Here is a 12,488-nt window from a genome sequence, read left to right as displayed (position 1 = left end):
TCGAAACGGTGGAGGCCGTCGTTGAAACGACAGCCGACGCCGAGCCTGCCGCCAAGCCGGCACGCCGTCGCACCGCGCGCAGCAAAGCGGTCGAAGCCGCGCCCGAAGCCACCGTCGCAGTCGAAGCGGCGGCACCCGCTGCCAAGCCGGCGCGTCGTCGCCCGGCCAAGGCCAGCGCTGCGACTGCCGAACCGATGGTCGCTGCGGCCGAACCGGTGGTCACTGCTGCCAATGATCCGGCCCCGGCTGCGCCTGCCCCCGAAACTGTCGCGGCAGACGCCGAGCCTGCCGACACCGGTCCGGTGCGCAAGGGCTGGTGGCAGCGGACATTTGGCGACTGAACGGGCGGCGACTGAACACCGCCACCATGAACACGGCGTCGCGGCCGGTCATCGCTTTGCATGACCCGTCCGCGACGCCGGCTTCACGCTTGGTTCAGCGACCGGAGGCCAAGAGCCGTCGCATGGGTTATGCTGCAAGATTTGCCAAGAATCTGGTGACCGCCTGCGCGGCATCGCTGCTGCTTGTCCAGCCGGTGCTGGCGCAATCGATCAACGTACTGCGCGATGCCGAAACCGAAGCGTTCTTTCGCGACATCTCGAAGCCGATGATCGTGGCCGCGAATCTCGATCCCAAGTCGGTGCAGCTCATCCTTGTCGGCGACCCGAGCATCAACGCATTTGTCTGCTGCGGCCAGAATGTCTTCATCCACTCCGGGCTGATCCAGGTCACCGACAACGTCAACCAGCTCCAGGGCGTCATCGCGCACGAACTCGGCCACATCGCCGGCGGCCATAACATCCGGTCGAGCGAAGGCACCGGTCCGGCCACCAGCATCTCGATCCTGTCGCTGATTGCCGCGGGCGCGGCGATGGCGCTGGGCGCCGGCGAGGCCGGCATGGCGATCCTCGGCATGGGCCAGTCGGTGGCGCAATCGACCTATCTGTCGTTCAACCGCGATCAGGAAAGCCGCGCCGACCAGGCCGGTGCAGAGTATCTGCTCGCGGCGCAGCTGTCGGGCCAGGGCTCGCTCGACTTTTTCGGCAAGCTGGCGAACCAGGAGTACCGGCTGGCGATCCCGCAGACCAATTCGTACAATCGTACCCACCCGCTTTCGAGCGAGCGCATCGCCGCGCTGGCCGACGTCTATGCAAAGTCGCCGTATTTCCACAAAGGCCCCGACCCGGCGTTCCAGGCGCGATTCCTGCGCATCAAGGGCAAGCTGATCGGCTTCATCGAAGACCCGGTGCGGACGCTGGCGATGTTCCCGGCGAGCGACCAGAGCGTGCAGGCACGCTATGCGCGCGCCTATGCCTGGCAGCGCTCGGCATATCCCGATGCGGCGCTGGGCGAAATCAACAAGCTGCTCGCGACCGCCCCAAAGGACCCGTATTTCCTCGAGCTCAAGGGCCAGATCCTGCTCGAATCGGGCCGCAACGCCGAAGCCATCACCGTGCTGCGCGCCGCGGTCGCCAATGCGCCGAACGAACCGCTGATCGCGACCTTGCTCGGCCATGCGCTGATTTCAACCGAGATGCCCGCCGACATGGCCGAGGCCAAGCCGCTGCTCAAGGCGGCAATCGCCCGCGACAAGGACAATCCGTTCGCCTGGTACCAGCTCGGCGTCATCTATGACCGCGAAGGCGATACCCCGCGCGCGGCATTGGCGTCGGCCGAACGCTACTCTATGGAGGGCAACCGCAAGGGTGCGTCGGCCAATGCCCGCGTCGCACTTGCCGGCCTGCCGCGCGGTAGCGCCGACTGGATCCGCGCGCAGGATATTGCCTTGGCAAGCGCCTGCGAAGGTAACAAGAAGAAGTGCTGACCGGCACCGGCCCGACGATAAGGACTATTCGTGAAACACTTCAATTCGGAACGCAGCAAGATGCTGCTTGTCGGTGTGGCGGTTGCAGCGCTCAGCTTCGGCATCTTCGCGTCGGGCAGCGCCAATGGCGCCGCCAGTTCGCCGGCGACGCAATATTCGCCCGCCGAACGCGCCGCGATCGAAGCCATCGTCCGCGACTATATCCTGACACACCCCGAAATCATTCCCGAAGCCATCAACGGCATGCAAGCGCGCGAAGTCAGCAAGCTGCTCGCCAGCAACCGCGCCGAAATCGAAAAGCCGTTCGCCGGCGCGGTGGCGGGCAACCCCAATGGCGACACCACACTGGTGGTCTTCTTCGACTATGCCTGTCCCTATTGCCGCGCCAGCCACGCCGATGTCACCAAACTGATCGCCACCGACAAGAATCTGCGCGTCGTCTACCGCGACTTCCCGGTGCTTGGGCCGGCGTCGGACGAAGCCGCCGCCGCCAGCCTCGCTGCCGCGCAGCAGAACCGCTACGTCGCGTTCAACAACGCGATGTTCGAAGGCCCCGGGCGACCGACGCATGAACGCATCGTCGCGACGGTACGCGCCAGCGGGCTCAACGAAGTTGCCACCGCCAAGGCGATGCAGTCGGGTGCCGTCAAGGCCGAGATCGACAAGAACCTCGAACTCGGCCGTGCGCTCGGGCTGACCGGCACGCCAAGCTATGTCGTCGGCGATCAAATCCTGAGCGGCGCAGTGGGTTACGACGTGCTCGCCAAGGCCGTTGCCGATGCACGCGCCAACAAGGCCAAAACGCAGGGCTAGGCGCCGCCTAGCGGCAGTTGCCATCGCAAAAAAATGGCGCCGGAGCTTTCGCCCCGGCGCCTGTTTTCTGCGTCGTCGTCGCGGCTTAGCGCGAATAGAATTCGACGACGAGGTTGGGTTCCATCTTCACCGCATAGGGCACTTCGTCGAGCGTCGGGACGCGAACGTAAGTGGCCTTCGAACCGTCGACCGAAACATATTCCGGCACATCGCGCTCGGTCAGGCCCTGGGCTTCGAGCACCAGCGCCATTTCCTTGGCCTTCGAGCCGAGTTCGACGACATCGCCGACCTTGACCTTCGCCGAAGCGATGTTGCAGCGCTTGCCGTTGACCAGGATGTGGCCGTGGTTGACGATCTGGCGCGCGGCGAAGATCGTCGGCGCGAACTTGGCGCGATAGACGACCATGTCGAGGCGCTGTTCGAGCAGGCCGATGAGGTTCTGCGAGGTATCGCCCTTCATGCGCACGGCTTCGGCGTAGGTGGCGCGGAACTGCTTTTCGGTCACGTCACCGTAGTAGCCCTTGAGCTTCTGCTTGGCGCGCAGCTGGATACCGAAGTCGCTGAGCTTGCCCTTGCGGCGCTGGCCGTGCTGGCCGGGACCGTATTCGCGCTTGTTGACCGGCGACTTGGGGCGGCCCCAGATGTTTTCGCCCATGCGGCGATCGAGCTTGTACTTGGCATTTTGACGTTTGGACATGGTCGCTCCGATTTGCTGTAACTCGGCCGACAACAGCGTCAGGCCGAACCCCGGTCCCGCACCATCCGGCCTCAAAACCGGATGCGACGCCTGCTTCACCGGGGGTGCAGGGTCAATTGCGAAGGCGCGTCCTTAGGGGGATGGGGCGACGAGGTCAAGCAAAAGCGCCCAGTAGGGGTGTTTTCATTGACGCCGAGGCCCTGCGACTGCTAGGAGCGCGCCTTGCCTTTATCACCGGAGTTGCCCGATGGCGCGCGTCACCGTCGAAGATTGCGTCGACAAAATCCCCAACCGCTTTGAACTCGTGCTCATGGCCGGCCAGCGTTCGCGTCAGATTTCGAGCGGCGCCGAGCTGCTCGTCGACCGCGACCGCGATAAAAACCCCGTCGTCGCGCTGCGCGAAATCGCCGAGATCAAGGTGCATCCCGCCGAGCTGCAGGAAGCCATTGTCGCCTCGATGCAGCGCGTCGTGCAGGCTGAAGACGATGCCCCCGATGCGATCGGTTCGATTTCGGCTTCGGCTGAAGCGTTGCGCCTGACGGCTGCGCAGCCGCCGCGGAACCAGAACTTGGGTCCCGACTACGAATGAGCGCGGCCAGCGCGCAAGCCAAGATTTGCCCTTCGCGAATTTTGGCTTACGCGCGGACTCGCGCGAATTCCGGCCGGCGGGGTGGAGGCAATGCCGACGAGCCCGTCCGACGGCGTGGCTTTGCCACGACGCCCTTACTGCCCTTCCTACCCCTAAGCACCCACCCCCGCCACGCGTACCGCGCGTAGTGCCCCTCCCGTTCCGGGAGGGGAAAGAAGTAGCGGGTTGCGCGTTTCGCCCCCTGCCCCCACTATCGGTCCATGCTCCGCCAGTATGAACTTGTCGAACGCGTAAAATCCTATGACCCCGACGCGGACGAGGATTTGCTCAACCGCGCCTATGTCTTCTCGATGAAGGCGCACGGCTCGCAACTGCGCGCCAGCGGCGACCCCTATTTCAGCCATCCGATCGAAGTCGCGGGCATCCTCACCGACCTGCAGCTCGACGACGAGACCATTGCGACGGGTATTCTCCACGACACCGTCGAGGACACTGTCGCGACAACCGAGCAGATCGAGAAGCTGTTCGGCGCCAATGTCGCGCGGCTGGTCGACGGCGTCACCAAACTGAGCCGCATCGAAGCGCAGACCGATACCGAACGCGCCGCCGAGAACATGCGCAAGTTCCTGGTGGCGATGTCCGACGACATCCGCGTGCTGCTGGTCAAGCTCGCCGACCGCCTCCACAACATGCGGACGCTTGATTTCATCAAGAATCCCGACAAGCGCCGCCGCATCGCGCGCGAGACGATGGATATCTATGCGCCGCTCGCCGAACGCATCGGCATGTATGACTTCATGGACGAGCTGCAGGAACTGAGCTTCCGCCAGCTCGAGCCCGAAGCCTATGCGACAATCAGCAAGCGCCTCGAACAGCTGCGCGCCGGTGGCGGCGATGTCGTCAAGCGCATATCGAGCGGCATCCGCATGCTACTCGGCCAGGCCGGTATCGAGGCTGAGGTCGTCGGGCGCGAAAAGCGTCCCTATTCGATCTGGCGCAAAATGCAGCGCCGCCACATGGCGTTCGAGCAATTGTCCGATGTCATGGCGTTCCGCGTCGTCGTCGGTGATCCGGCGATATGTTACCGCGCGCTCGGCGTGCTGCACCGGCGCTGGCCGATGGTGCCGGGGCGCTTCAAGGATTTCATCTCGACGCCCAAGCGCAACGGCTATCGTTCGCTACACACCACGGTGATGCACAACGAGAACATGCGCATCGAAATCCAGATCCGCGACGCCGCGATGCACGCCGAAGCCGAGCTCGGGCTGGCGGCGCACTGGGCCTACAAACAGGGCGACGAGGGCGCCGCGGCGCGCGAATCGTACCCGTGGATCAGCGACCTGCTCGAAATTCTCGACCATGCCGCCAGCCCCGAAGAACTGCTCGAACACACGCGCATGGCGATGTTCCAGGACCAGGTGTTCGCGTTTACCCCAAAGGGCGAGCTGATCCAGCTGCCGGCGGGCTCGACCGCGGTCGATTTCGCCTATGCCGTGCACACCTCGCTCGGCGATAGCTGCATCGGCGCCAAGATCAACGGCCGCACGGTCGGCTTGCGCGACACGTTGGTCAACGGCGACCAGGTCGAGATTCTGCGCTCCAAGACCGCCACCCCCGATCCGGCGTGGGAGAGCTTCGTCGTTACCGCCAAGGCGCGGTCGGCAGTGCGGCGTCACGTCCGCAATCTGCAGCGCGAGGGCCAGCTGGCGATGGGTCGCAAACTGTTCGACGAAATTGTCGCGCGCTTGAAGCGCCCGCTCGACGACGCAGCGATTGCCGAAGCGCTGAAGCGGCTCAAGCTCGCCGACCGCAACGCGCTGTACATCGCGCTGGCGCGGCAGACACTGACCGATGCGGCACTGCTTGAAGCGGTGCTGCCGGGGTCTACCGTCGGGCTCGGCAAGGCCGGCAAGCGCGGCAGCAAGGCGGCGAGCGCGCGCGCCGGCCAGCAGGCGGCGATCCCGATCACCGGGCTGACGCCCGGCGTCGCCTACCGGTTGGAAGAGTGCTGCCACCCGATCCCCGGCGACCGCATTGTCGGGCTGCGCCGGCCGGGCACCGGTATCGAAGTCCACCGCATCGACTGTTCGATGCTCGAAGGCGATGACGGGCTCGAATGGCTCGACCTGCGCTGGGTCACCGACAGCGAAGTCGCCGTCGCGCAATTGATTGCTGTCGTCCACAACAAGCCCGGCGCACTGGCGGCGGTGACCGGTATCCTCGCGCACCACGGCGCCAATATCGTCAACGTTAACCTGCGCGACCGCGACCGCCAGTTCCACAGCTTCGTCATCGACATGGAAGTCGACGGGCTGGCGCATCTGACCAACATCATTGCGGCCCTGCGCGCAACACAGTCGGTGGTGTCGGTCGAGCGCGGTTAGTGCGCGCGCATGCACTGGCGCAGCCTGTGCAAAGTCGCTAATCCTCGGCGCCATGAACGACGAAGCCATTCTCGCCGAGTTCCGCGCCGCCAATGCGCTGCTCGAAGGTCATTTCATCCTGTCATCGGGGCTGCGCAGTCCGCGCTATCTGCAGTGCGCGCGCGTGTTGATGAGCCCGGCGCGGGCCGAACGACTGTGCAGTGCGCTCGCCGCCAAGCTGCCCGCCGCGGTGCGCAGCGAAGTCAGTGCGGTGATTGCGCCGGCAATGGGTGGGCTGATCTGCGGCTATGAACTGGCGCGCGCGCTGGGTGTCGATTCGATGTTCGTCGAGCGGCCGCAAGGCACGTTCGAACTGCGCCGCGGCTTCGCGCTGACGCCGGGGCAAAAGGTGCTGATGATGGAAGACGTCGTCACCACCGGGTTGTCATCGCGAGAAGCTATCGCAGCGATCGAGGCTGCCGGCGGCAAGGTCATCCATGCGGCATCGCTCGTTGACCGCTCGAACGGCAAGGCCGATCTCGGCGTGCCGTTCACGCCGCTGATCCGCCTCAATGTACCGAGCTACAGCGCCGATGCGCTGCCACCCGAACTCGCGGCGATACCCGCCATCAAGCCTGGCTCCAGAGCGTGACCAAGCTGCGGCTGGGCGTCAACATCGATCATGTCGCGACCATCCGCAACGCGCGCGGCGGGGCGTTTCCCGACCCGGTGCGTGCGGCGGAAGTCGCTGACAGCGCCGGCGCTGATGGCATTACCGCACACCTGCGCGAAGACCGCCGCCATATCACCGATGACGACCTCGACCGGCTGATCGGCACCATCAGCCTGCCGCTCAACCTCGAAATGGCGGCCACCGACGAGATGCTGGCGATTGCGCTGCGCCACAAGCCGCACGCCGCGTGCATCGTCCCCGAACGCCGTGCCGAGCGCACCACCGAAGGCGGCCTCGATGCCGCGGGCCAGCACAACAGCCTGGCGCCGATTGTCGCGCGGTTGAAGGCAGCCGGCATCCGCGTCAGCCTGTTCATCGCGCCCGAAAAAGCACAACTTGATGCGGCAGCACGGCTGGGCGCACCGGTTGTCGAACTCCACACTGGCCCTTACGCCCACGCCGAAGGCGATGCGGTGCCGGTCGAGCTGGCGCGGTTGCAAGCGGCGGCAACTTACGGTGCCGCGCTGGGCCTCGAAATCCATGCCGGCCACGGGCTGACCTACGACAATGTCGGGCCGGTTGCGGCGATCCCCGAACTTGCCGAACTCAACATCGGGCATTTCCTGATCGGCGAGGCGGTGTTCAGCGGGCTGCCCGCGGCGATTGCCGAAATGCGGGCGCGGATGGACGCCGCGCGTAAATGAGCGTCCCCAGATGAGCGTGATCGGCATCGGTTCTGACCTGTGTAACATCGACCGCATCGCCGGTTCGATCGACCGCTTCGGCACGCGCTTCCTCGACCGCATCTTCACGCCTGTCGAACAGGCGAAATCCGATCGTCGCCAGATGACCCGCGCCGCGACCTATGCCAAGCGCTTCGCCGCCAAGGAGGCGTGCTCGAAGGCGCTCGGCACGGGGTTTCGCAAGGGCGTGTTCTGGCGCGACATGGGCGTCGTCAACCTGCCGTCGGGCGCGCCGACGCTGCAGCTGACCGGTGGCGCCGCCGAACAACTGGCGCGCATCACGCCGGCAGGGCATAAGGCTGAAATCCATCTGACGATGACCGATGACCACCCCTGGGCACAGGCGTTCGTGCTGATTTTCGCGGTGCGGCTCGACGTCCCGCCACTCGATAAAGGCCAACCATGACCGAGAAGAAGAAAACCGACTGGGTGGGCGAGCTCAAGCAACTGGCGCTGCTCGGGCTGATCGTGTTCGGCATCCACAGCTTCATTGCCAAGCCGTTCTTCATCCCCAGCGAGTCGATGCTGCCGGGGCTGGTCACCGGTGACCGGCTGATCGTGTCGAAATACCCCTATGGCTATTCGACCATGTCGCCGAGCTGGATCAGCCTGCCGACTGTGCCGGGCCGCCTGTTCGGCCGCCTGCCCGAACGCGGCGACGTCGTAGTCATCAAGTCGCCGATCGACCATGTCGACTATATCAAGCGCCTCATCGGGCTGCCGGGTGATACCGTCGAAATGCGCGACGGCCAGCTGTGGCTCAACGGCGTTGCGGTGCCCAAGACGCCGCTGCCACCGGTCGATCTGGTGGTGTCGCCCAATACCGATTGCCTCGATCCGGCGGTTGTGCAGTACCGCATCGTCCGCCCCGACGGCGTCACCGTCTGCCGCTACCCGCGCTACCGCGAGACGCTGCCGAGCGGCGTCAGCTATGACGTGCTCGACCTGTTCCCGACGCCGCAGGACAACACGCCGCCGATGATCGTCCCCGAAGGCCATATCTTCCTGATGGGCGACAACCGCGACAACAGCGAAGACAGCCGCTTCCCCGCCGAAATGGGCGGGCTGGCGATGCTGCCGATCGAAAATCTGGTTGGCCGCGCCGAATTTACCACCTTCTCGCTCGATGGCTCGACGACGCTCAACCCGCTGAGCTGGTGGGGCGCGCTGCGCGGCGATCGCGCTTTCATGTCGCTGCGCCCACAGGTATCCGCGCCGCCGGCGAAGAACTGACGAAGATGGCGCGCAAGCCGGCCACGCCAAAGCCGCCGCCCGCACCCCTGACCGCGAGTCCGATCGAACCGCACAGCGAGCGCGGCCGCAACGCGCTGCGCGACGCCAGCATCTGGATCGGCATGGCGGCGTTCGTCTGGCTGGCGTGGAAGCTCGCGCCGATGCTGATGCTCATCATCGGCGGACTGGTCGTGGCCGCCGCGCTGCAGGGCGCCGAACGCCAGCTGGGCCGGATCTGGCGCGCGCCGATGCAGTTGCGCATGGCGGTGGTTGTCACGCTGCTGATGGTGGCGCTGACCAGTTTCGTGCTGTTCGCCAGCTACCAGCTCGCCGAACAATATGCCCAGTTGCGCAGCACGCTGACGGTGCAGTTCGCAACGCTGGCTGAATATGCGCGCGGCAACGGCGTCGACCTCGGCGAGGTCGGGCGCGACCCGTTCGGGACCGTACAGCACGAATTCGCCGGCTCGCTCGGCAGCGTACGCGAGACGCTCGGCAGTTTCCTCAGTGCCGTGGGCAGCATCGTGTTCATGCTGATGATCGGCATTTACGTCGCGGTCGATCCGCGCATTTATGAACGCGGCATCGAATGGCTGACGCCCGAAGCGCACCGTGCCGACATGGCCGAAACCGTCAAGGCGTGCGCGCGCACATTGCGGCACTGGATCGGTGGTCGCCTGCTGGCTATGGCGATCGAAGGCAGCATCATGTTTGTCGGGCTGTGGGCGGCCGGTGTGCCGCTCGCCGGGCTGCTCGGGCTGACATCGGGGCTGCTGGCGTTCATCCCGACGCTGGGACCGATGATTGCCGGCGTCGTGGTGGTGGCGATGGGGTTTTCGGCCGGAGTCGATACCGGGCTGTGGGCACTCGCCATATTTGCCTTCGTCCAGTTCCTTGAAGGCTATGTGCTGACGCCGATCATCGAGAAGCGCGTCGTCGATCTCGCACCCGCCGTCGTGCTGGCAGCCCAACTGCTGTTCGGCGTGCTGTTCGGCATCATCGGTGTCGCGCTGGCCGACCCGATCGTGGCGATGGCCAAGGTAGCGCTGTCGCACCGCAGCACGGCGACGCACACCGAAGAATAATCGGGTGCAGGCCTCGGGCCTGCCCGCCGGAAGCTCTTCCAAAGAAAAAGGGCGGGAGCTTGCACCCCCGCCCCCGATTCAGCTGCGCTGCGTCAAGCTTACTTGCCCTTTACGCCGAGCAGTTCGACTTCGAACACCAACACTGCGTTCGGCGGAATGACGCCGCCGGCGCCGCGGGCGCCGTAACCGAGTTCGGGCGGGATGGTGAAGCGGTACTTGCCGCCGGTCTTCATCAACTGCACGCCTTCGGTCCAGCCGGGAATGACCTGGTCGAGCTGGAACACCGCCGGCTGGCCGCGGGCGATGCTCGAATCGAAGACCGTGCCGTCGATCAGCTTGCCTTCATAATGGACAGCGACAGTGTCGGTCTTGGCCGGGCTCGGGCCCGTGCCTTCGGTCAGCACTTCATACTGTAGGCCCGATGCGGTGGTCTTCACGCTGGACTTTTCCTTGTTGGCCTTGAGGAAGGCGAGGTCGGCAGGGCGCACAGCTTCGACTTGCGCCTGCGTACCGGCCCAGACTAGCCCGAGCACGATGACGAGCAGCACCAGAACACCCGCGGCCAGCCATTTGGCTGCCCCCGAGGTCGGCGCGGCCCCGAGGGGCGGCGTCGTTGCCATGTTGCTTACTTGGTGCCGTCGCGCTCGGCGCGCTTGCGCTCGAGCTTGCGGGCACGGCGGACAGCGGCGGCCTTTTCACGGGCGCGCTTTTCCGACGGCTTTTCGTAGTGGCGGCGCAACTTCATCTCGCGGTAAACGCCTTCGCGCTGGAGCTTTTTCTTGAGCGCGCGCAGCGCCTGATCAACATTGTTGTCGCGGACGATAATTTGCAAAGCCGTTCACTCCATTCACGTCGCAGCGGCTGGCACAGCCCCCACGCTTGTCAATAATAAAGGGTTGCCGGAAACGGAGTGTCCCCGGCGCGAAGGCAGGGCCATAGCAGAGGGGTGGCGGCGGGTAAAGCGCCGAGAGTCGAATTGATCCGGCCCCGTCTCGCGGCGCGCCACGGACTGCGGCACCGCAGCACTGGCGAAACTTCCGCCGCCGCACTATCGTAGTGCCATGGAAACGCAAGACCTCACCCTCGACGAGCTGCGCCCGCGTCTGGTGCGCGCGATGCTGCCGCATGTGGCGTTCGACGGCTGGACGCCCAACGCGGTTGCCGCCGGGGCCCTCGACGCCGGAATCGATCCCGATATCGCGGCAATCACTTTTGAAAGCCCGGCCGCGATGGTCGAGGCCTATATCGCGATGGCCGACGCCGACATGCTCGCGGCGCTCGAAACCGCCAACATCGGCGCGCTGAAAGTCCGCGAGCGCATCACGCTGGCGTTGCGCACCCGGCTCGACCAGGCGGCGCCGCACCGCGAGGCGGTGCGCCGTGCACTCGCCGTGCTGGCGCTGCCCGCCAACCTGCCGCTGGCGGCAAAGACGCTGTGGCACACCGCCGACACGATGTGGCGCGCCGCCGGCGATACCGCGACCGATTTCAACCATTATACCAAGCGCATGACGCTCGGCGCGGTCTACAGCGCCTGCCTGCTCTACTGGCTCGACGATGACAGCGAAGACGGTGCTGCGACGCACGCCTTCATCGACCGCCGCATCGACAATGTGATGCGCTTCGAGAAGTTCAAGGGTCAGTTCAAGGGTCGCGGCGAAGGCGGCCCCAGTCTCGCGCGCTTCCTCGGACGATTGCGCTACCCCGCAGTTTGAGCCAGATTCGTTGGCGCGTTCTGCCGTTGATGGCCGGCGCGCTTCGACTAGATTGCTCTCCGCCCCTTCCGGGCTCGGGAGACAAGCTCATGTACAAACACCTGTTCAAATCCAACCCGGCGCTTCTCGTGGCCGCCGGGCTTTCACTTGCCGTCGCCGGCGGCGTCGCCACGATGGCAACCGCCACGGCACCGGTCGCCAAGACCGCGCCTGCCAAGGAAGGCGAGTTCCTGTTCGTCCAGACATCGAAGGGCATGACCTGGGATGCCGGCACCGGCACGCTGGCGCTGACCGGCGTCAGCCCGACGACCTTGTTCTTCACCGACCGGCCGAATCGCGTCGCCGGCAACATGACGACCGCATCGTTCGTGCCGTTCTGGAGCACCGGCAAGGACAGCTTCTCGAAGGATCCGCCCAACGCCGACCTGTCGATCCTCGAAAACGGCAAGCTCCAGCAAGTCGTCGTCGAACTGAAGTCGCCGGCACTCAAGGGCGACACGCTGACCTACAACGCCAAGATTATCGCCGGCAAAATGCCCGCCAAGGGCGCCAATGTCGCGGTGTTCATCGACATCATCGGCATGCCGATGACGCCGGTGTCGGTCGCCGGCGTGGCGCGCCGCAGCTACGCGCGCGCCGTGATCCATTAAGCAGCGTTGCCAGCGGCCGCGCAGGCGGCTAGTCGAACCGCAAGCCAAACAGGGGGCGGGCGGACCGAAAGGTCCTCCCGCCCCTATTTGCTGGCGCTGACA

Annotated in this window: 15 protein-coding genes; 12 read left to right on the top strand and 3 right to left on the bottom strand. The window is 65.4% G+C overall.

Annotated features, from left to right (window positions below):
- Positions 1-8: 8 nt before the first annotated feature.
- The 3 genes from EUV02_RS16120 to EUV02_RS10680 all read left to right on the top strand — a co-directional run bounded on the left by EUV02_RS16120 (position 9) and on the right by EUV02_RS10680 (position 2,638).
- Positions 9-341, top strand: coding sequence for a hypothetical protein (locus EUV02_RS16120; protein ID WP_424022189.1), 333 nt, complete (start codon positions 9-11; stop codon positions 339-341).
- Between the two features lie 122 nt (positions 342-463).
- Positions 464-1,825, top strand: a complete 1,362-nt coding sequence (locus tag EUV02_RS10685; RefSeq protein WP_243445860.1) for a M48 family metalloprotease — start codon at positions 464-466, stop codon at positions 1,823-1,825.
- 30 nt (positions 1,826-1,855) lie between these two features.
- Entirely contained in the window at positions 1,856-2,638 is a 783-nt protein-coding gene (locus tag EUV02_RS10680) for a DsbA family protein (protein ID WP_135246206.1), read from the top strand.
- 85 nt (positions 2,639-2,723) lie between these two features.
- Here EUV02_RS10680 and rpsD read toward each other — a convergent pair whose 3' ends face one another.
- Positions 2,724-3,335: a 30S ribosomal protein S4 gene (gene rpsD / locus EUV02_RS10675; protein WP_135246205.1), complete on the bottom strand. Its 612-nt coding sequence runs from the start codon at positions 3,333-3,335 to the stop codon at positions 2,724-2,726.
- 247 nt (positions 3,336-3,582) lie between these two features.
- On the opposite strand from rpsD, the gene rpoZ reads away from it, so the two are divergent.
- The 7 genes from rpoZ (at position 3,583) to EUV02_RS10640 (ending at position 10,021) form a co-directional block, all read left to right on the top strand.
- Positions 3,583-3,924, top strand: coding sequence for a DNA-directed RNA polymerase subunit omega (gene rpoZ / locus EUV02_RS10670; RefSeq protein WP_135246204.1), 342 nt, complete (start codon positions 3,583-3,585; stop codon positions 3,922-3,924).
- A 260-nt stretch (positions 3,925-4,184) separates the two neighbouring features.
- The gene (locus EUV02_RS10665; protein ID WP_135246203.1) at positions 4,185-6,308 is read left to right on the top strand and encodes a RelA/SpoT family protein; all 2,124 of its coding nucleotides are present in this window, start codon (positions 4,185-4,187) and stop codon (positions 6,306-6,308) included.
- A gap of 52 nt (positions 6,309-6,360) precedes the next feature.
- Positions 6,361-6,939, top strand: coding sequence for an orotate phosphoribosyltransferase (gene pyrE / locus EUV02_RS10660; protein WP_135246202.1), 579 nt, complete (start codon positions 6,361-6,363; stop codon positions 6,937-6,939).
- The gene (locus tag EUV02_RS10655) at positions 6,936-7,664 is read left to right on the top strand and encodes a pyridoxine 5'-phosphate synthase (RefSeq protein WP_135246201.1); all 729 of its coding nucleotides are present in this window, start codon (positions 6,936-6,938) and stop codon (positions 7,662-7,664) included. The genes pyrE and EUV02_RS10655 overlap by 4 nt, the downstream gene beginning before the upstream one ends.
- A gap of 10 nt (positions 7,665-7,674) precedes the next feature.
- Positions 7,675-8,109 (top strand): holo-ACP synthase, encoded by a 435-nt coding sequence (acpS, locus tag EUV02_RS10650; RefSeq protein WP_135246200.1) that lies wholly within the window; start codon positions 7,675-7,677, stop codon positions 8,107-8,109.
- Positions 8,106-8,936 carry a signal peptidase I gene (gene lepB / locus EUV02_RS10645; RefSeq protein ID WP_135246199.1) on the top strand — a complete coding sequence of 277 codons (831 nt, stop codon included), beginning with the start codon at positions 8,106-8,108 and terminating at the stop codon, positions 8,934-8,936. The genes acpS and lepB overlap by 4 nt, the downstream gene beginning before the upstream one ends.
- Positions 8,937-8,941: 5 nt before the next feature.
- Positions 8,942-10,021, top strand: coding sequence for an AI-2E family transporter (locus EUV02_RS10640; RefSeq protein WP_135246198.1), 1,080 nt, complete (start codon positions 8,942-8,944; stop codon positions 10,019-10,021).
- A 98-nt stretch (positions 10,022-10,119) separates the two neighbouring features.
- Here EUV02_RS10640 and EUV02_RS10635 read toward each other — a convergent pair whose 3' ends face one another.
- Entirely contained in the window at positions 10,120-10,641 is a 522-nt protein-coding gene (locus EUV02_RS10635; protein WP_135246197.1) for an FKBP-type peptidyl-prolyl cis-trans isomerase, read from the bottom strand.
- Between the two features lie 5 nt (positions 10,642-10,646).
- Positions 10,647-10,853 (bottom strand): 30S ribosomal protein S21, encoded by a 207-nt coding sequence (rpsU, locus tag EUV02_RS10630; protein ID WP_135246196.1) that lies wholly within the window; start codon positions 10,851-10,853, stop codon positions 10,647-10,649.
- Between the two features lie 229 nt (positions 10,854-11,082).
- On the opposite strand from rpsU, the gene EUV02_RS10625 reads away from it, so the two are divergent.
- Together EUV02_RS10625 and EUV02_RS10620 are read left to right on the top strand one after the other, a co-directional pair.
- Positions 11,083-11,736, top strand: coding sequence for a COQ9 family protein (locus EUV02_RS10625; protein WP_135246195.1), 654 nt, complete (start codon positions 11,083-11,085; stop codon positions 11,734-11,736).
- 89 nt (positions 11,737-11,825) lie between these two features.
- Complete coding sequence (locus EUV02_RS10620) at positions 11,826-12,386, top strand: hypothetical protein (RefSeq protein WP_207790156.1); 561 nt, start codon at positions 11,826-11,828, stop codon at positions 12,384-12,386.
- The last annotated feature ends 102 nt before the right edge of the window (positions 12,387-12,488 follow it).

It is taken from the genome of Glacieibacterium arshaanense, from assembly GCF_004681125.1.
Classification (GTDB): Bacteria; Pseudomonadota; Alphaproteobacteria; order Sphingomonadales; family Sphingomonadaceae; genus Polymorphobacter_A; species Polymorphobacter_A arshaanense.
Note: the sequence above shows the minus strand (reverse complement) of the source record. Positions and strands in the feature narration are given on the sequence as shown.